The organism is Ruminococcus sp. RTP21204st1_B2_RTP21204_210225, from assembly GCF_040914135.1.
GTDB classification, from domain to species: domain Bacteria; phylum Bacillota; class Clostridia; order Oscillospirales; family Ruminococcaceae; genus Hominimerdicola; species Hominimerdicola aceti.
Map to the genome: position 1 here is coordinate 81203 of NZ_JBCPGA010000008.1, position 20292 is coordinate 101494.

The window sequence follows — 20292 nt, forward strand, 5'->3', positions numbered from 1 at the left end:
ACTTTCTCCCTAAAATCAAGGGGTTTTCACTTTTTTTATTCCAAAAAGTGTTGAAATTTCTAACAATATTGTCACACTTCTTTTGTGCATTAATCACAGAAAACGTTATCATCTCTTATATTTTACAACAATTTCCCGTCCTATCTGTCATTGAATCTCTGCAAGAACTGCTTTGTTCTTTCATTCTGGGTCTGACCGAAAACTTCCTCCGGAGTACCCTCCTCCACGATATAGCCGTCGTCCATAAAGATAACATGATTTGCCACGTCACGGGCAAATGCCATTTCATGGGTGACGATGACCATGGTCATTTTCTCTTTGGCAAGCTCTTTTATTACCTTTAATATCTCCCCCGTCAGCTCAGGGTCAAGTGCGGAGGTCGGCTCGTCAAAGAAAAGTATCTGCGGTTTCAAAGCCAATGCTCTTGCGATAGAAACTCGCTGCTGCTGACCGCCTGAAAGCTCGCATGGATAAGACTTGCCTTTAGTTTCGAGTCCCATTTTCTTCAGAAGCTCTTCACAGTTGGCTTTTGCCTCGGCTTTTGGCTGTTTAAGGACATGGAGAGGGGCTTCCATTATATTCTGATTTACAGAAAAGTGCGGAAAAAGGTTGAAATTCTGGAACACAAGACCTATTTTCAGGCGGATATCCCTGAGGGTCTTAGAGGGTGCATACACTGCCTTGCCATTTTCTGTATGGAACATATTCACGCCGTCAACGTTTATCTCTCCGCCGTCTGCTTTTTCAAGCTGGTTTATACAGCGCAGAAGCGTTGATTTACCGCTTCCTGACGGACCTATTATTGCGACTACCTCGCCCACCTCAACGTTAAAAGAAATATCTTTGAGTACCTTAAGGCTGTCAAAGCTTTTAGAAATATTTTTCACTTCAAGAATAGCCATATGAGTTCTCCTTATTTATAATAATCGAATTTCTTTTCGATAACGGCAAATGCCACCGTCACAATAGCGTTGAGTACAAAATAGAATGCGCCTGCGATAAAAAGCGGTGTTATTGAGCTATACAGGTTCATTTGCTGTTTTGCCTTCATTGTTATCTCAGCGAATGCGATAACGTTTGCGAGTGAGGTATCCTTTACAAGGACGATGACCTCATTCGATGTGGCAGGGATAACACGCTTTGTGACCTGGGGCAGGATTATTCTGAAAAATGTCTGCATTTTCGTCATGCCGAGCATTGAAGCCGCTTCGTACTGTCCCTTTGGGATAGCCTCGATACCGCCTCTGAATATCTCTGCGAAATACGCCGCATAGTTAAGGACAAAAGCCGTAACAAGGGCGATAAACATATAGTTCTCGTTGTTTTTTATATTGGTGAGCACGTCATAGATACCGCCTGTTTTGCCCTGCTTTGCAGCACTTGCGATAATAAGCGGTACTGCATAGTAGATAGCGATTATCTGAAGCATGAGCGGTGTGCCACGCATGACAAGTATATAGAGATTTGTCAGCCACGAGATAGGCTTGAAGCGGCATTTTTTCAGCATTGTCACAAGCACTCCCACAGGTATTGAAAGCACGATGGTCCATGCGAAAAGCTTCAGTGTATTAGGCAGGAACTCCAGCAGGATCTCCGTGACCTTTTTTACTTCCTCAAAAGTCATAAATATTCATTCCTTAACAAAATATTACGATAACACGTCACCGTATCAGCGTATTAATACATTATACTACATATTTTGCGACTTGTCAAACGGAAAGAGTGAGGAATGAGGAGTGAGGAATGAAGGTATCGCCTGCGGCGATGATTTTTTTATTGCGAACTGCGTTCGTACAATTAACTCACCAACGTTCTTATTAACTTACCTCTTGAAGTATCTCAAACCACAGCTATGCTAATTCCTAATTTCTCATTTGTCATTCCTCACTCCTCACTTTAAATCAGTTCTCTTCGTTTTTCAAGGCAAGCACAGAATCACGGACTTTCGCCATAAGCTCTTCGGGGGTTTCGCCATTAGGATAAATAGGCTCACCGTAAACGACTTTTACTTTATATTTGCTAAGACGCTTCCAGTTGAAAAGCCTTGGGAGCTTTCTGTCTGGCGGGAATATCTCGTGTCCGCCTTTGATGTAGGCTGGTACTATAGGTACATTGGCTTCGATAGCAAGGACGGCTGCACCGCTTTTGAACTTGCCCATTTCACCAGTTTTGCTTCTTGTACCCTCCGGGTGAACTAGCACACCCCATTTCTGACCAAGCTTTTTACGCAGAGCCGCCATGGTTTCGTCTACTCTTCCGCCCCTGTCAACAGGCACCATACCGCCTATTCTTACTATAAGTCGGCTGGCTAAACTGCCGTTGAAAAGCTCTTTTTTCGCCATACAGCAGAATTTTGCAAAACGCTCGTATCTGAAATTCAGGGTGAGGAAGATAAAATCAAAATTTGAAACGTGATTTGCACAGATTATATAACCGTCCTTATCAGGTAGATTTTCCTCGTTGGTGACCCTGACCTCATAGAACGCCGTTACGAGATTTCTGTAAAAGCGGTAAATACGATAGTCTATCTTCTTCTTGTCCAGAGGATAGAGCATTGATCTCACTGTTTGCGGCTTTATGCGGTTTGGGTTTTGAACGAGGGCGATAAGCTTGCCCACTGTCATGTTTTTATCCATGCAGCCGTCAACACGCACACCACTGAACTCCTCTATCTCCAATGCAAGCTCGATAGCTGAGAGGGAGTCTATGGTGAACTCCTGCAAAAATTTTGTACTGAGCTTGACTTCATTCGGCTGAACGTGTGCTATTTTTGCCACGGCGTTTCTCACCATTGACGGGATATCCGACGGGTCGATACTATTTTTCGCCTGCTTTGTAAGGCTGTCAAGGTTATCCTCCATGACCATTTTCTTCAGCAGATAACGCTTTGGCTTGCCGATAGCTGTTCTTGGTATAGAATCCACAAAATGTATGCCGCTTAGTTTCATTGCCTGACCTGCGGAGGAGCTTATCTCTTTTAGCTTTTCTTCCGTCTGCTCACGCTTATCCTCAGCACAGACCACAAAGGCGTGCACCTCGTCATAGCTTCCCTCTTTCGCAGGCACTCCGCAGACCACAAGCTCGTCAACGCTCTCGATGCCCCTATAGACCTGTTCGATATCGTCAGGGGCGGCTTTTTTGCCTGTGGATAGGACGATATTTTCTTTACATCTGCCGAGAATGACGATATTTTTATGCTTATCGAACCTTGCAAGGTCTCCTGACTTGAACCAGCCGTCAGGATTGAAAGCTTCATCTGTGGACTTTTTGTCGCCATAGTAGCCTATCATCATATAAGGTGACTTTATGAGAAGCTCACCGCTGCGGTCGATTTTGACTTTTATATCAGGATACGGCTTGCCGCAGGTGTCAGCATAGACGTGCTTGCCATATGTGCCGATAGTTGGTATGCTCGTTTCGGTCGCACCGTAGTTGTTCACAATATTAAAGCCTGTGCCGTAGAAGAAATCAAATGTATCCTTTGACATTGGCGAGCCTGCGGAGCAGAGAAATCTAAGCTCACCGCCCAAGGCTTTGTGTATCTTTGCAAAGATCTTTTTGCCGCTGTTTATGCCGTAGATCTTACGCTGATGAAGTGCAACAGGAAACATTTTCTTGAAAAGTGCTGAAGATACTTTGCTTGCGTTGATCTGCTGCATTATCTGGGTTTTCAAAAGCTCATAGACCTTTGGCACGCCTGGGAAAACTGTCGGCTTGAAGTTTTGGAAGCCTGCGGAAAGACCCTTTGCACTGAGAGACTCAATAAAGCACACTGTTCCACCTGTGAGGAGAGGGGCTAAGACCTGTGCAAAAAGTCCGTAGATATGGCTGTTTGGCAGGATTCCGAGATAGCGTTCGTTATCGGTTATGCCGTTGCACTGGCAGACCATTTTGCAGGAATTTATTTGTGAATCGTGGGTGTGCATGATGCCTGAGGCTGTTCTTGTCGTACCGCTGGAGAAGATTATCACTGCGATATCAGGGTCGCCTACTTCACCTTGGCGGAGTATATTTTCCCCTGAACCGTCTAGTCTGTCAAGCTGGTTTTGGATATCGAGAACAGGTATATTTTTCACGCTTGTAAGCTTCTTTGCCGCCTTTTGAGAAGCGACAACGCACACAGGCTGTGACTTTTTCACCAGTGCGACAAGCTCTGCCGCAGGAAGCGAATAATCCAAAAGGACGGCTGTGGCGTTTAGCTTTGCACAGGCGAGAAATGCGATATTCCACTCAGGTCTGCCCTCGGAGGCGATACAGACCCTATCCCCTGCCACGACGCCCATGGCTTTAAGGCGGCTGCAAAAAATATCAGCCTGCTGCAAAGTTTGTCCGAATGTATATTCCTTTGTTTCACCCTCGTCATTCATCATCACGAGAGCGGTCTTGCTATAGCGGTTTATTGCCGTTTTTCTAAATTCGTTATAAATGTTCATGGCAGTTTCCTTTCCGCACCTCAGACTTTCTGAGAGTTGCCCTTCATTGTATGTTCAAGTGCCTCGACAGCTTTTTCGGAGCTGTCAAGGAGGTTTTTGAGATTTTCCTCACCCAGTGCGTCAACGAACACGCTGAAATATTTTTCAAGACGCTGCTGCTTTTCTTCAATTGACTTTTCACCTTTTGGGAGGAGTTTCACCTGCACACGGCGTTTATCCTCAGGGTCACGCACAAGGCTAACAAAGCCTTTTTTCTCCATTGTGCTGAGAACAGAGGTCACACGCTGACGTGATATCATAAGGTCACGGCTTATGTCTGAGGGGTAGACTATGCCCTCGGCTGTGCTAAGATAGACTATCACTTTGCTTTCGCCCTGAAAAAGCTCTGCAAGGTCGTCCATATATCCTGTTTCAAAAAATCGTCTGAAAACTTCTCCAAAACGCTGGGCTGTTTTATCGTTCATTGTTATTCCTCCAAATGTCAAGGCGGTTGATCGTCAACACTGTTGATTATACACCCTGTTGATGAATTTGTCAAGTGCTATGGGCGGTATGGTACAAATGCCCTTGACAAAATGTCTATATCATACTATAATAATATGGTATAAATCTTTCGGCAAATGCCGAAACACCGAAAGGAGGATATGCTTTTCAAAGGTCGAAAGGCATGATCTGGATATGATAAAGGACGTACAGGAAAAAATTCTTCAGTTAAAGAAAGAAAACGATATTTGTATACTTGCGCACAGCTATCAGGCTAAGGAGATAGTGGAGATAGCAGATATTACAGGTGATTCATACAAGCTAAGCGTTGAGGCGCAGAAGGTCTCAAACAAAAATATACTTATGTGCGGAGTGCATTTTATGGCTGAGGCGGCAAAAATGCTCAACCCTGACAAGAACGTATATCTTGCAAATCCATCGGCAGGCTGTCCAATGGCAGAGCAAATGGAACCTGAGATGATAGAAATGATAAAGGCGCAGGAGCCTGACAGAAAGGTAGTATGCTACATAAACACCACAGCCGCACTCAAGAGGGTTTGCGACGTTTGCGTTACTTCCTCATCTGCGGTGAAGATAGTAAAGAACATGGACGCTGACAAGATACTGTTCATTCCTGACTGCAATCTTGGTGCATTCGTAAAAAAAGCCTGTCCTGAAAAGGATATAATGCTTTTGCAGGGCGGATGTCCTGTTCATGCGTCGGTAACAAAGGCTGACATGATAGCGGCTAAGACGGCTCACCCTGATGCACTGGTGCTTTGTCACCCTGAGTGTATCCCTGCTGTAAGCGAAATGGCTGATTATGTTGGTTCGACTTCTGGAATAATGAATTTTGCGGCTGAGTCTGACGCAAAGGAGTTCATCATAGGCACTGAGATATCTATTGCGGAGCATTTGCAGTACAGATTCCCTGAGAAGGAGTTTTACATACTCTCAAAGAAGATACTTTGTCCTAACATGAAGCTCACCACTCTTATGGATGTTTACAAGACTTGCGAGGGCATCGGCAACGGCGGCGGTTTTGAGATAAAGATGACAGACGAGGAGATAACCTCTGCAAGAAAATGTATCGACGAAATGATACGTCTTGGGGGCTGATATAATGGATAATTACACCATAAAGATCGCAAAAGGGCTTGCAAACAACGCAGACGCCAGACTCATAAGACAGCAGGTATTCGTTGAGGAGCAGGGCTTTGTGAACGAATTTGACGATATCGACCATGAGGCTTATCATGCTGTTATCTACACAGGAGGATATCCCATTGCAACAGGCAGGCTGTTTGACGAAAATGGCGAAGCGCACATTGGACGTATCTGCGTGAGAAAGGCATATCGTGGCAGAGATCTTGGCAGAATGATAGTGGAAGCCCTTGAAAAGCAGGCTGAAAAAGTGGGCTACAAGGAAGTCGGCTTATCGGCGCAAACGAGAGTACAGCAATTTTACGAGAAGCTTGGCTACACTGCGTATGGTGATGTTTACAAGGACGAATACTGTCCGCACATTGCAATGAAAAAGACCCTTTCAGGGGAATAGATATGAAAAAGGACGACTTGGGGTCGTCCTTTTTTTGTGGCGTTTAATGAACAAAACAGTTTGTAATTGAAACGAACGAGAGTGGCGGGACGTCGAGGGCGCCGTCCCCTACACAAAAAAATTGCGCCGCTCCCCTACATAAATGTATTGATAAAAAACGATAATAATATAAATTTTTGTAGGGGCGAACAGCGTTCGCCCGTTTACCGCAAGATTGCCCACCGCTCGCAAGATACCAATTCGCCCCACAAAAATTGCACATAATTTGCGCACAAAAAAAGGACGGAAGCGATTCCGTCCTTGATTTTTTTAGCTATTTACTGTTTCCTTGATAGCGTCAACTATTTCAGGGAAATACCAGCCGCCCTCGGATCTGTTGAGAAGTCCGAAGTTCTCACCGTTTCCTATTCTTGTGCCGTTATCCCACCAACAGCATGGTACGCCATACTGCTTTGCGGTGCTGAGATAATCCTTTACACACTGAACTCTCGCTTCTGTATTAACCTTATTTACAGAGCCGAACTCACCGATTATTACAGGTATTCCCTTGCTGAGGAACACTTCATTGATATCGGTAAAGAGTGTTGTGATAGAAGAGTCGATACTTGTATACTGATCTGTGCCTGCGGTATCAAGTGCAAATGAATATGGCAGATAAGCGTGGATAGAAACTATTATCTTATCGTCGCCCTGCGGAACTTCCAAAGCTTCCATGTTCTGCTTTGTTGATGATGCGGCATATGGTGTCACCATTATACATCTGTTAGGATTGTTTCCGCCAGAAGCACGGACAGTTTCAACAAACGCCTTTGCATACTGATTTACGACCTCTCTTGACTCAGCGTCGCCTATCCACTCGTTGCCCTCGCCTCTAAGTCTAGGCTCGTTCACGCCCTCGAAAATGAGGTGTTCGTCATAGCCCTGAAATCTGTCGCATATCTGCTTCCAGAGGGCTTTGAGCTGCTCTATATCCTTATCGGCACGGTCTTTCTTAGGCATATACCACTCCTCGTGGTGGGTGTTGAGGATAACGAACATTCCGTTGTCGATACCGTAATCGACAATTTCCTGAACTCTGTTCATCCATGCTTCGTCAACTGTATAGTTCTCGTCCATGTGAGTACCCCATGAAACAGGAAGTCTGAACACGTTGAAGCCTGCGTCCTTGACCTGGTCTATCATCAATTTTGTGGTTTCCACATTTCCCCATGAGGTTTCAGCGTCAACGCCTGAGCCGCCTGTGGAATCCATGGTATTGCCAAGACTCCAGCCCACTTTCATCTGAGCCACAAGGTCTTTTGCAGTGGTCACTGTCATAGGGTCATTGGTATGCTTCTGAGTATTTTCTGTAGCTGAGGAATCTTTCTCAGCCTTTGAGGAGTTGTCCGAACTGCCACAGGCTGTCATCATTGATACGCCCATTGCAAGGGAAAGCACTGCTGCAAGTAGTCTTTTGATTTTCATATTTTGGTTTTCCTTTCTCACCATATAAAATAATAACATTTATATTTTAGCTCATTAATGTGGATTTGTCAATAGGAATAATAAAATTAGATAAACGCACAAAGTTCTGTTGAAATGTGACTATATATACAAAATTTGTTTTTTGTTATTCATTTTGCCCATTGACAATTATAATCATAAACTGTATAATTTAAACATAGAGTATTTAATTTGAAAATTATATGGGGGGGTACAACTATGAAAGCTAAACACGTTGGCATAATAATATGGATAATCGTTGCTGCCTCTTTTATATTTTGTTTTTGGTATTTTGGCATAAAGAACATAGTTTCTTCTGATGAACCTGAAGATGATGAAAGCGGGATAAATACCTTTAACTACAGCTGTCCCCATGACGATACCTATCAGGAACCAACGCTGAATATGGGAAAATATTATCCAAACGGAGATACAAGCAAAGATTATTTTATAATAGGAGAAAACAACACTCTGAAATACAGCGGAGATTCGGAATATCTTTGCAATAAGCTGTTTACGTTTTATGACGAGACCGCAAAGCAGGATACGATAAAAATGTGGTCTGAAACCAGAACATATACTATTAAAACCTATCACGAAGCAAGAGATCAGATACTAATTGAATTTGACTATGGAAAACATGAAAATGCTTTCGCTTTAGCATTTAATTATGTTGATGAAAACACATTCGTCGCCGTTGATACTTACATTCGTGTTCCCGACGATTCTGCCGCTGAATCGGAATCTTATTCCGACGATGTTTCGGTAAATGAAAGCAAAATTTCATAGTAAAAAAAACTTCAATGGCGAAAAAACGTCATTGAAGTTTTTATTTATGTTTTATGTTTCAGCCGGCTTTTCCGGAATTATCGGGGTAAGCTTTCCGTCACGGAGAAATTCTATGTAATCTTCTATGGAATTGATAGGCTCGTCAGTTGCAACACCGCTGATACGGCTGTCCTCCACCCACAGGTGGTGATTGTCCGTACCGCCTGTTTGCTTGAAGCCGAACTGTTCGGCATACCACTTTGCACGCTGATTATAGACCTCTTTGCCGTTGCCGCTGTTATAGACCTCAACGCCGTCTATCCACTTCGGCAGGAGCTTTATTTCATGGATATACCAATCCGCTTCACGAAAAGGGTGGGCATGGACTAACACGCCACCTGCTTTATGCACTCTGTCGGCAAACTGATAAAAGCTTATATCACTGATGTTATCATTGGCAAGAAGAAAGTCCTTGTCGATACCATAGGTCAAAAGGTCTGCGCCAAAGTAAGAATACTCCAGACCGAAAAAGACTTTCAGACCTATCTTGTCACCCACTTCTTTGGCATTCTCATAGCCCTTGCAGAACTTGTTCACTCTGTCCTCCCAACTGTCAAAGTTGGTGACAGCACAGTTGCCGTTGAAAAAGTGATCGGTGACGATGATCCCGTCATAGCCTAGGGCTTTATAACGCCTTGCCTGCTCTGCTCCGCTTGCAGAGGCACAGCCGCTTCCCTCGGCGGTATGCAGGTGTGTTTCATACCTGAACATCAGAAGTCCACGCCTCTGTTGATGACCTCCATGCACATTCTGCCGTTATGATAAGGGCATTTCCATGGACCTACTATCTCTTTCCAATCATGCGGCTTATGGTCATAGGAAACCTCGGCATACCACTCTGAGCCTTCTCTCTTGTCGATTATCTCAGCCTTGATATATTCCCACACGCTTCTTGCACTTTCAAGGAACTTCTTTTCTCCGCTGTGCTGATAAGCGTTGATGAAGCCAACAACAGACTCGGCTTCTACCCACCATACACGCTTCTTGTCTATCTTATCGTTCTCACGCTCGTTGTTCAGTGCGCCGTTATCAAGGGCGATGTTCTGAATATTATGAGAGATCTTAAGATCCATTTCAGCAAACTGCTTTTTAAGCTCCTCGTCACCCAAAGTATCGCAGGCAAGGTCCATAAGCCATGTTGCTTCGATATCGTGACCAAATGAATGGATATCTCCCACAAGGTCAAACTTTGTGTCAAAGAAAACTTTCAGAGCGTTTGTTTCAGGAGTATAAACAATATCTCTCATCTGACCAAGCTGGAATTTAAGCCTTTTAGCAACTTCCTCGTTGTGGTCTGCCTTATAAAGCTCGGTATAAGCTTCGATAAGGTGGAGGATAGCGTTCATTGTCTTATCAGCATGCAAGCCATTCTCAGAAAGAGCGTCATTTGATACCAGGTTCCACTGTCTGTCAAAAGCTTCTCTGTAGCCATACTCGTCGAGAGTGTTGTTCTCGATATCGTGGAAAAGCTTATATGCAAGCTCCAGAGCTTCCTTATCTCCGCTTGCGTTATAGTAGCATGACAGTGCATAGATAGCAAATGCGATGTTGTATGTATGCTTCATAGTGTCGGCAGGCTCGCCCTTATAGTTCATCATCCAATAAACTCCGCCGTACTCATAGTCGATACAGTGGTTTTTGATAAACTCGTAAGCGTGGCGTGCGTTGTCAAGAAGTGTCTTATCGCCCAGAGTGATATACGCTTTTGAATAGAACCAAAGTATTCTTGCGTGGAGGATAACGCCCTTATCAGCCTGCTTATCCAGCTTGAGGTCATAGCTCATAAAACCGTAAAATCCACCGTTCTCATCATCTCTCAGCTTGTTCCAGAAGGGAATGATATGTCCTGTAAGTTCCTTTTTGACTTCTTCAATTATCATCGTAAAAACTCCTTTTAAAATATATTGTCTACGATTTTTCTATTTCAACATTTCTTTAATATTTCTATTTCAATATTTTTCTTGCCTCAACATAAAATCTCTTATCCTCGGCATGACCCATGGAGAACGTTTTTCTTGGCAGTGCGCCGTCAACGATAACTGTAGGGAAAAGCTCTTCCTTGCCCATGTCAGGGAGCATAAAGCCTATTGAGTTTTCCTTTGCGGAAAGCTCTCTTATGACCTCTGCACCGTGGATATAGTCCACCTTGCCGCCCTTTTCCTTGATATAGCTGTCAAGGAAATTCTGCAATGAGCCGACAGTGAGCTTTGAAGTTGGCTTATGTATATAGAGAGTCTTTTCCTCGCCGTTGTCGCAGACAACTATTGCCTGCTCTGACTTTTCCTCAGAAAGCTCAAGAGCCGCTGTCATTTCGCTCATAAGAGCCTTTGTATCAACGTCTGTAACTATCCTATGGATAGCTTCAAATTCAAGTGCAGGCGAATGGAGATTCACTATCTCCACAAGGGCATATCTGCAAAGTGCATTGCTCATGTCCTTATCAGGGTTCTCTCTCTTCTGCTCCTCGTAAAATTCCTTTGCAGTAGCAAGAGAATGGTTGCCGTCACCCATAGCGTAAACGAGCGGTGAAGTTTCCTTAAGACCATACTTTGTATTGCAAGCGTCGATATCACCAAGCTTTTCAAGTGCGGCTATTATCTTTTCCTGCATAGGCTTTTCAATAAGATAGCCTGCGATATGACCACCCTTTTTCATAAGGTCAAAGTCATAGAGCTTTTTCATTTCTCCCTTGTGGGCTTCAAGCGGCTCAACAACGTTTTTTTCTGTATCGTCAACGAGTATCATGATATGCGGCAGCTCAACAGGTGCGCCACGTCTTACCTTTATTCTAGGCGGTATTCTCTCCACAACTGTGGCTTCTGTTGCTCTTACGGCAGACTTCGAGCCTTTGCGGTAGTCATACTCTTCAAGGTCGATAGCGCCAACAATGCCTGCTCTGACCTTTCCGTCAGACTGTGTTCTTTCAACGTATATCATAGCGTCCTTATACTCTTCAAAAACGCCCTCGCTGATATAGCTGTCCATATTCTTATGTATGTCGGCTATTCTTTCATCAACGTTATCGTCCTCCAGATAGACCTCAGGCAGGATAAGGTTAAGTGCGCTTTTTGCACCCTCTGTTATCTTTTCCACGTCAGCCCAATACTCAGGCTCAGAGGTATACTGGTCGCAGGCAACTACTGCCCATTTTGACATATCGGCGTTCTTAGGCAGAAGTATATCTGCGCTTTTAAATGCTGTTGACATTTCACTACACTCCTATTATTCTTATATCCAAAACAGGACGGCTGTTTTCACCGTCCTGCATATTGTTTTTATTTCTCAGAGCTGTCAGAGCTATTCTCTGCCTGCTCGGCTTCGTCAGCCTGTACACCGTTTCCAGCACCACAGCAGTTCTTATACTTCTTGCCGCTTCCGCATGGGCAAAGATCGTTCCTGCCCGGCTTCTTAGCTTTTCTTACGGTCATGTTATGATGCTCGCCCGGCTTGAGAACGTCCTCTCTCTTTGGAGCGGCGCTGTTCTTCCTTACCTGAATGGTGAACAACATTCTTACAGTATCTTCACGGATAGAAGCTACCATATCGTCGAACATATCCATACCTTCCATACGATACTCGACTACTGGGTTCTTCTGACCGTATGAACGCAGACCGATACCCTTTTTCAGCTCGTCCATATCGTCGATATGTGCCATCCACTTTGTATCGACAACTTTAAGCAAAACGACTCTCTCTATCTCATGAAGAAGCTCCTGACCAAGGTCTTCCTCACGCTTTGCGTATATCTTCAAAGCTCTGTCTTCAAGGAGGTCAACGATATCCTTCTTTGTTATCTCGTCAAGCTCCTGTGGGGTATAGTTGAAGTCGTCCTCAACTGTGATTATGCCCATAAGTCTGTCCTTAAGACCCTGCAGGTTCCAGTTATCCTGAACGTCCTCGTCAGTGATATACATATTTACAGAATCCTCAACGAACTCCTTTATCATGCCGAGGATATTTTCATGGAGATCTTCTCCGTCAAGCACCTGCTGTCTTTGCTTATAGATTATCTCACGCTGTGTGTTCATAACGTCGTCGTAGTTAAGGACGTTCTTTCTGATGTTGAAGTTTCTGCCCTCTATCTTCTTCTGTGAAGATTCGATAACACCTGTGAGCATTTTTGACTGGATAGGAGTATTCTCGTCCACCTTGAGAGTGTCCATCATGGCTGTTATTCTCTCGCCGCCGAAAATTCTCATAAGGTCGTCTTCAAGTGAGAGGAAGAATGTGCTTTCGCCCGGGTCGCCCTGACGGCCTGAACGTCCTCTGAGCTGATTGTCGATACGTCTTGACTCGTGTCTTTCTGTACCGATGATATAAAGTCCGCCTGCTTCTCTAACCTTTTCTGCAAGCTCCTTTACCTCTTCTGAATACTTTGCATAGAGCTTCTTATACTCTGCTCTTGCAGCCAGAACTTCCTCGTCCTGAGTATTTGAGAAGCCTGCTGCCTCGACAGCCACTTCCTCAGAATAGCCCATTTTCTGAAGATCTGCAAGGGACTTATACTCAGCATTACCGCCAAGCATGATATCAGTACCACGTCCTGCCATGTTGGTAGCGATAGTAACAGCACCGTATTTACCTGCCTGTGCAACTATCATAGCCTCACGGTCATGGTGCTTGGCATTAAGCACTTCATGCTTGATGCCCTTATTTTTCAGCAGTCTTGAAAGATACTCTGACTTCTCAACGGAAACAGTACCAACGAGGACAGGCTGTCCCTTTTTATGGCACTCTATCACCTGCTCGATAACAGCGTTGAACTTGCCCTTTTCTGTTTTGAAAACAACGTCAGGGTGGTCAATTCTGATAACAGGCTTATTTGTCGGTATCTCGATAACGTCGAGCTTATAGATCTCTCTGAACTCGTCCTCCTCAGTAAGTGCAGTACCTGTCATACCTGACAGCTTGCCATACAGACGGAAGTAGTTCTGATATGTGATAGTAGCGATAGTCTTTGACTCTCTTGCTATCTCAACGCCCTCTTTTGCTTCGATAGCCTGATGCAGACCGTCATTGAAACGTCTGCCCTGCATGATACGGCCTGTGAACTCGTCTACGATAAGAACTTCTCCGTCCTTAACAACGTAGTCGATATCCTTTTTCATAACGCCGTTTGCCTTGATAGCCTGATTGATGTGATGAGCAAGGGTCATATTATCAGCGTCCATAAGGTTTATAACGTTGAACGCCTTTTCTGCTTTCTTAACACCGCTCTTTGTAAGAGTTGCGGTCTTAGCCTTTTCGTCGATGATATAGTCGCCGTCCAGAAGGTCGTTATCTGCCTTATCGTCCATTTCAACAACTGTAACAGGTTTCAGGGTCTTTGCAAATCTGTCGGCAAGTGAATAAAGTTTTGTTGACTTGTCGCCCTGACCTGAAATGATAAGCGGAGTTCTTGCTTCGTCTATGAGGATAGAGTCCACCTCGTCCACGATAGCGAAAGCGTGCTCTCTCTGAACCTTATCTTTCTTATAGATAACCATGTTGTCACGGAGGTAATCAAATCCGAACTCGTTATTTGTACCATATGTAATATCGGCGTTATAAGCTTCCCTCTTCTGCTCCTTGTTCATGCCCGTAAGCACAACGCCGATAGAAGTGTTCAGGAAGTGGAACACCTTGCCCATTTCCTCAGACTGGAACTTAGCAAGATAGTCGTTTACTGTTACAACGTGAACGCCATTTCCTGTAAGGGAGTTAGCATAAGCCGCCAGACAAGCAACGAGAGTTTTACCTTCACCTGTTTTCATTTCGGCGATACGTCCCTGATGAAGAACGATAGCACCGATTATCTGAACAGGATAAGGCTTTTTGCCAAGCACTCTGAACGCAGCTTCACGGCAAACCGCAAGAGCGTCAGGAAGAACGTCATCAAGAGTTGAAAGCTCGTCCAGCTTGCCCCTCAGAATGGCAGTCTGTCCGCCCAGCTCCTCGTCAGACATATCGGCATACTTACTTTCAAGCTCGAGTACCTTATTCTTTATAGGCTCGATCTTGGCAAGCTCTTTTTTAGAATAGTTGCCGAATATTTTATCAAATAATCCCATGTTTCAATCCACCTTTATTTATTCTCCTGCCAGAATTTATGGCAGGAAAAAGTTAAAAAATATACTATGCTATAAATACACTATTATATTATACAATATCCCCTTTTAAAAGTCAAGCAATTTATGTGACGTTTTACAAACAAAAAACGACGGACAGTGTTTTCTCACTGCCGCTGCACCAATGGACTATTTCTGCATTAGCCTGTATTCGCTGATACCTGTCAGCACTGTAAACGCCACCTGACGCTGATAGTCCTCGTTCTCCAATTTCTGAGCCTCCTCAGGGTTTGAAAGAAAACCACACTCTATCATAACCGCAGGATTTTTGGTATTATTAAGTAGATAAAGCTCGTCGCCCACGGGTTTAGTTTCTCTGGTATTGTCAGGCTGCAAGAGGGCAACGAACTGTTTTTGCATCACTCCCGCAAGCTTCTCACCCTCGGCATTGTCTTTAGAATAGAACATCTGCGCACCGCTGTAGCGGCTGTCGGTAAACTGATTTTGGTGTATGGAAACTGATATACCATCGGAATATTTCGAGAATATGGCAAGGCGGTTTTTCATATCGGACTTTTTCTGCTCCCCAAGCCCCTCTGTGCCTTTGTCATAGATAGAGATATCGCTTTCACGGGTGCAAACAACATCATAGCCGAGAAGCTTCAGACCGTCACGGAGGCTTTCCGCCACCGCAAGGTTTATCCCCTTTTCAGGCGTGCCGTCAACGGATACACAGCCTCCGTCCATACCGCCGTGACCTGGGTCGATGACCACCACAGGCTTATCCATGGTCGTTTTCACCGCCCCACCTGTCATGACGGCTTCACCGTTGTTTTTGCCATACCAGCACACTGCCGCAAAGCCTGCTATCACCACACAGCACAAAATATTCTGCAATCTTCTGAACATAAATCCGCCCTCCTAGTTTTTGTCCTTTGTACAAGTTATGCGGACAAAGGACGGCTTATGCAAAAAAAAATCACCGCACCACGAGAGGGTACGGTGATAAAATATTCAGCACACAGATAATATGCCAATATACGGGTGAACGCTGTTCACCTCAGCATATATCAGGCTGAAAAGACTATTTCTTTTTACGCTTTGCACATATCGCCAAACCTGCTCCAGCGGCTATTATTGCGGCTGTAACGCCTGCCGCCGCACCTGTTGACGGATTTGTTGACGAATCGGTATTATAATTCTTTGAAGCCTGAGAGCCTGCTGTTTTGTCAGGGTTAGAAATATCATTTGAAGTGTTCTTCTTTTCTACATATGTAAAGTTTGCTCCGCCCACAACGTCCCCAAGCTTATACTCGTCATATGACTCTGCAAGGGTGCTTTCATTATTAGGGACTTTGTTTTCGCCCATGGTGCTTATTGTTACAGAAAGCTCATCATAGTCGCTGTTAAGCTTTGCAAGATACGCCTGAAACTCCTCTGATGTGACTTCCTTTCCCTTGATGGTGTATGAAGTCACGCCTTTTTTGCTGTCATATTCTGCGGTGCAGATATCAGCGGTAAGACATTCACCAAGACAGCTAAAAAGCTTTCTCACTGCGTAATGCTCCTTGCCGTCCTCTGCATATCTATCCTCTGAGAGGTATGTTTTTTCGCCAGTCTGCTTGTTTACATAAGGCTTGAAGCCGAAGCCGTTCTCACCGTCGCCATGGTCGTTCGACACATTGGTATCCGCCAAAAAGCCTGCATTGCCCATACCGATAACGTCATAAAGCCTTAAAGCAGTACCTTCATCTAAGAGGTCAGCAATACCGCCGATAACAAAGTCAGGAACGCCGTCAAAGTTTAAATCCTCAAACCAACTGTTATAGCTCCAATCAACATCACTAGCAATTTCATAAGGAGCGTCAGCCATTATCTCTTTAAGAAGATCGAGCATCTCGACTATTACGCTTGTCATATCGTCCTTTTTGTTCTCCGCCGTCATGACAACGCAGTTATACTCGTTATACATTTCCAGAAGCTTATCAGCGTCAGCCTTTGCAGTTTCATCTGATGTCAGCTCTGTATTTTCCACTTCAAGAGGGATAAATCTGCTGAGGGTGGATTTATAGTTATAATACTCGCTCTCGCTGACCTCTTTGCCGTCTGTTTTGTAAACAGTGCTGTCAGTTTCCAAATCGTATTCTTCCGAGCAAAGCTCCTTTTCAGTAACGCCTTTTTCAGGGTCAAAGGTCATAGTTTTTATCTTATCGTTACTTGAAAAATATGATACCTCCCCTGTATAAAGATCTCTGTAAGGCATATAATCAAAGCCCATAAATCCCGGAAAATACTGTCCGTTTGCAACAGTGTCATCTATCTTTATCTCCTTGCCGTCCCTGGTAAGAATAGAATAATGTCTGTCGCCGTCAGCCATTTCACCGCCTATTATAAACTCAGGCACACCGTCATAATCCAGATCCATGAACCATGAGCCATAGTCGAAATAGGTCTTATCGCCGTCTGCAACACTGTCCATACTCTTTAAAATATCAGGCAGCTTGCCGTCTATGAAATTGACGAAGTCTTCTCCTGCGTCCTTATCAAGAACATAGGAAGCGTCTGCCGAAGCTGTAGTGAACATCATGCTCGCTGACATAATGACCGCAATTGCCGCCGCACTTATCTTTTTTATCATACATATCACCCCATAAAATAGTTTTCATACATATACCTACTTAATATTTCATACATATACCTACTTAATATATAACATATATCAAATAAAAAGTCAAGAAAAAAACTGACCAAAGCACACACTTTGGTCAGTTTATCACTTTTTAGGAAAGGGTATTTAGCAATATTGTATTATTGCAGGTCGCCTCTGTTAAATTCTGAAAGCTCAAGACCCTCGTTTCTTTCAAGCGCCCAGCGGATATTCCACTCGCTTGTGAAAAGAAGCAGATAGTTGTCACGGAAGTCCTTGACAAGCTTTGTGTCACTTGAAAGCTTCAATGTCTTAGGGTCGATATCCTTGTTATCTATCCAGCGGATATAAGAATAAGGCAGACCCTCTTTGAAGAGGTCAACGTTGTACTCATTTTTCATTCTGTATTCAAAAACTTCAAGCTGAAGAACGCCCACAACGCCCACGATAACTTCTTCCATACCGCTGTCAGGCTCATGGAATATCTGTATCGCACCCTCTTGTGCGATCTGTGTTGTACCCTTTACGAACTGCTTTCTTTTGAGGGTATCCTTCTGACGGACTCTCATAAAATGCTCAGGTGCAAAGGTCGGGATAGACTCGAACTCGAACTTTTTCTTTGGCGAGCAGATCGTATCGCCAATAGCGAAGATACCTGGGTCAAACACACCGATTATATCTCCTGCATAGGCTTCGTCGATTATCTCTCTTTCCTGAGCCATTATCTGCTGAGGCTGAGAAAGTCTGAGCTTTTTATTGCCCTGAACATGGAGAACTTCCATATCCTTATCGAACTTTCCTGAGCAGATACGCAGGAAAGTGATACGGTCACGGTGAGCCTTGTTCATATTAGCTTGTATCTTGAACACGAAAGCCGAGAACTCAGGGTCGAACGGATCTATGATACCGGCAGAGGAATTTCTCGGAGTAGGAGAAGTTGTCATTTCGAGGAAGTTTTCCAAAAACGGCTCGACGCCGAAGTTTGTAAGAGCAGAGCCAAAGAACACAGGCGAAAGCTCACCCTTTCTCACCTTTTCGATATCGAACTCATAGCTTGCGCCATCGAGAAGCTCGATATCATCGCAGAGAGTTGAGTGGAGATCCTCGCCGATAAGGCTGTCAAGTGACGGGTCGGAGAGGTCGACTTCTGTAGCTGCCACCTGATGCTGTCCACCGCTTGCCTCAAAAGAGATTATATGCTTTTTATCTCTGTCATAAACGCCCTTAAACTCTTTGCCCGAGCCGATAGGCCAGTTCACAGGATAGGTCTGGATACCAAGCTCAGACTCTATCTGCTCCATAAGATCGAAAGGATTTCTGGACTCACGGTCCATTTTATTTACGAAAGTAAATATAGGGATATGGCGCATAACGCAGACCTTGAAAAGCTTTCTGGTCTGATTTTCCACACCCTTTGAAGCGTCTATTACCATTACGGCTGAGTCTGCAGCCATAAGAGTACGGTAGGTATCCTCAGAGAAGTCCTGATGTCCAGGAGTATCCAGGATATTTATACAATAATTTTTATACTGAAACTGCATAACAGAAGAAGTAACAGAGATACCTCTTTGTTTTTCTATTTCCATCCAGTCTGAAACAGCATGGCGGGAGTTCTTTTTACCTTTAACAGCACCTGCCTGAGCTATTGCACCACCATAGAGCAGAAATTTTTCCGTAAGAGTTGTTTTACCTGCGTCAGGGTGGGAAATTATCGCAAAAGTACGGCGGCGTTTGATCTCATCTTCAAGCTTACCCAAAATTATTCCTCCATATTTCATTGCATTTTTAAACATACCTTGTTAGTATAGCACAGTATCGCTTAAATTGCAAGAGATTTTTTATGAAGAAAGCGGCGTTTGTAGAATGAGGAGTGAGGAATGAGGAATGAGGAATTATGGTATCGCCTGTCGGCGATAATTTTTTTGTAGAGGCGACCGCTGGTCGCCTGTTTCTTGTTTGCCAAACTTGCGTTATCCCCCATATTATTTTTTGCATTTTTCAATCCATGTAGGGGAGCGACGCTGTCATTCCTCACTCCTCACTCCTCACTCCTCACTCCTCACTCCTCACTTAAACCGCTCCTCACTTAACTTCGTTCCTCACTTAAACAGCCGTTGACATTCTCCACAAACTGTGCTAAAATCAAATTATAAGCAATCAACTATCAAACCTACAAAGGAGGCTGTTTTATGAAAGATCTGCTCGAACTTATGAAAACCAGAAGGAGTGTACGAAAATACAAGCCTGACATGATACCTCAGGACGTTCTCGACCGCATCATAATAGCAGGAACTTATTCCGCCACAGGAAGAAACTTGCAGTCACCTATTATAATTGCTGTCACCAACAAGGAAATGCGTGACAAAATTTCTGAGATGAACAGAAAGATAGGCGGCTGGGCTGAGGGCTTCGACCCGTTCTATGGTGCGCCTGTTATTCTTATTGTACTAGCTGACAAATCCTGCCCGACTTATATTTATGACGGAAGTCTTGTTATGGGAAATCTTATGCTTGCCGCTCACAACGAGGGCGTTGGAAGCTGCTGGATACATCGTGCAAAGGAAGAATTTGAGTCCGAAGAAGGCAAGGAGATCCTCCGCAGCCTTGGTATCGAGGGCGAATACGAGGGCATCGGTCACTGCGCACTCGGCTACACTGAGGGTGAATATCCCGAGGGTCACGAAAGAAAAGACAATTGGGTATACTATATCAAATAATCCTGACAAACTATCTAACAAAAAAGGCGCTGTAAAAAAAGCGCAACAAAGCCCGTGGATTCCCTCGATATGGAAGCCCACGGGCTTTAATATATCA

The 20292-nt window shown here is 44.3% G+C and carries 16 protein-coding genes; 4 read left to right on the forward strand and 12 right to left on the reverse strand.

Going from position 1 to position 20292, the window contains the following annotated elements:
* Window positions 1–140: 140 nt before the first annotated feature.
* From AB5123_RS05095 to AB5123_RS05110, 4 genes are all read right to left on the reverse strand, one after another.
* On the reverse strand, window positions 141–902 hold the full coding sequence (locus tag AB5123_RS05095; protein ID WP_041337373.1) for an amino acid ABC transporter ATP-binding protein: 762 nt from the start codon (window positions 900–902) through the stop codon (window positions 141–143).
* 11 nt (window positions 903–913) lie between these two features.
* Window positions 914–1624 carry an amino acid ABC transporter permease gene (locus AB5123_RS05100; RefSeq protein WP_022287742.1) on the reverse strand — a complete coding sequence of 237 codons (711 nt, stop codon included), beginning with the start codon at window positions 1622–1624 and terminating at the stop codon, window positions 914–916.
* Between the two features lie 277 nt (window positions 1625–1901).
* Window positions 1902–4433: an AMP-binding protein gene (locus tag AB5123_RS05105; protein ID WP_117891552.1), complete on the reverse strand. Its 2532-nt coding sequence runs from the start codon at window positions 4431–4433 to the stop codon at window positions 1902–1904.
* A 20-nt stretch (window positions 4434–4453) separates the two neighbouring features.
* The gene (locus AB5123_RS05110) at window positions 4454–4897 is read right to left on the reverse strand and encodes a MarR family winged helix-turn-helix transcriptional regulator (RefSeq protein ID WP_117891553.1); all 444 of its coding nucleotides are present in this window, start codon (window positions 4895–4897) and stop codon (window positions 4454–4456) included.
* Between the two features lie 214 nt (window positions 4898–5111).
* Between AB5123_RS05110 and nadA the strand changes: the two genes are divergently transcribed.
* Window positions 5112–6035 (forward strand): quinolinate synthase NadA, encoded by a 924-nt coding sequence (nadA, locus tag AB5123_RS05115; protein ID WP_046439472.1) that lies wholly within the window; start codon window positions 5112–5114, stop codon window positions 6033–6035.
* A gap of 4 nt (window positions 6036–6039) precedes the next feature.
* Entirely contained in the window at window positions 6040–6474 is a 435-nt protein-coding gene (locus AB5123_RS05120) for a GNAT family N-acetyltransferase (protein ID WP_195247315.1), read from the forward strand.
* Between the two features lie 309 nt (window positions 6475–6783).
* Here AB5123_RS05120 and AB5123_RS05125 read toward each other — a convergent pair whose 3' ends face one another.
* Window positions 6784–7938, reverse strand: a complete 1155-nt coding sequence (locus AB5123_RS05125) for a glycoside hydrolase family 5 protein (RefSeq protein ID WP_368364580.1) — start codon at window positions 7936–7938, stop codon at window positions 6784–6786.
* Window positions 7939–8175: 237 nt separating this feature from the next.
* On the opposite strand from AB5123_RS05125, the gene AB5123_RS05130 reads away from it, so the two are divergent.
* Window positions 8176–8745 (forward strand): hypothetical protein, encoded by a 570-nt coding sequence (locus AB5123_RS05130; protein WP_041337367.1) that lies wholly within the window; start codon window positions 8176–8178, stop codon window positions 8743–8745.
* A gap of 51 nt (window positions 8746–8796) precedes the next feature.
* On the opposite strand, the gene AB5123_RS05135 is transcribed toward AB5123_RS05130, so the two are convergent.
* The 7 genes from AB5123_RS05135 to AB5123_RS05165 all read right to left on the reverse strand — a co-directional run bounded on the left by AB5123_RS05135 (window position 8797) and on the right by AB5123_RS05165 (window position 19235).
* Window positions 8797–9495 (reverse strand): PHP domain-containing protein, encoded by a 699-nt coding sequence (locus AB5123_RS05135; RefSeq protein WP_278340352.1) that lies wholly within the window; start codon window positions 9493–9495, stop codon window positions 8797–8799.
* A complete protein-coding gene (locus tag AB5123_RS05140) occupies window positions 9495–10664 on the reverse strand; it encodes an AGE family epimerase/isomerase (protein WP_041337365.1) in 1170 nt (389 codons plus the stop codon). The genes AB5123_RS05135 and AB5123_RS05140 overlap by 1 nt, the downstream gene beginning before the upstream one ends.
* A 64-nt stretch (window positions 10665–10728) precedes the next feature.
* On the reverse strand, window positions 10729–11991 hold the full coding sequence (locus AB5123_RS05145; RefSeq protein ID WP_368364581.1) for a DUF1015 domain-containing protein: 1263 nt from the start codon (window positions 11989–11991) through the stop codon (window positions 10729–10731).
* A 68-nt stretch (window positions 11992–12059) separates the two neighbouring features.
* Entirely contained in the window at window positions 12060–14834 is a 2775-nt protein-coding gene (gene secA, locus AB5123_RS05150; protein ID WP_046439484.1) for a preprotein translocase subunit SecA, read from the reverse strand.
* 186 nt (window positions 14835–15020) lie between these two features.
* Window positions 15021–15740 carry an N-acetylmuramoyl-L-alanine amidase gene (locus AB5123_RS05155; RefSeq protein WP_303160178.1) on the reverse strand — a complete coding sequence of 240 codons (720 nt, stop codon included), beginning with the start codon at window positions 15738–15740 and terminating at the stop codon, window positions 15021–15023.
* Window positions 15741–15915: 175 nt separating this feature from the next.
* Complete coding sequence (locus tag AB5123_RS05160) at window positions 15916–17469, reverse strand: NPXTG-anchored protein (protein ID WP_337812588.1); 1554 nt, start codon at window positions 17467–17469, stop codon at window positions 15916–15918.
* 170 nt (window positions 17470–17639) lie between these two features.
* Window positions 17640–19235, reverse strand: a complete 1596-nt coding sequence (locus tag AB5123_RS05165) for a peptide chain release factor 3 (RefSeq protein WP_022287650.1) — start codon at window positions 19233–19235, stop codon at window positions 17640–17642.
* Window positions 19236–19667: 432 nt separating this feature from the next.
* On the opposite strand from AB5123_RS05165, the gene AB5123_RS05170 reads away from it, so the two are divergent.
* Complete coding sequence (locus tag AB5123_RS05170; RefSeq protein WP_117863428.1) at window positions 19668–20195, forward strand: nitroreductase; 528 nt, start codon at window positions 19668–19670, stop codon at window positions 20193–20195.
* The last annotated feature ends 97 nt before the right edge of the window (window positions 20196–20292 follow it).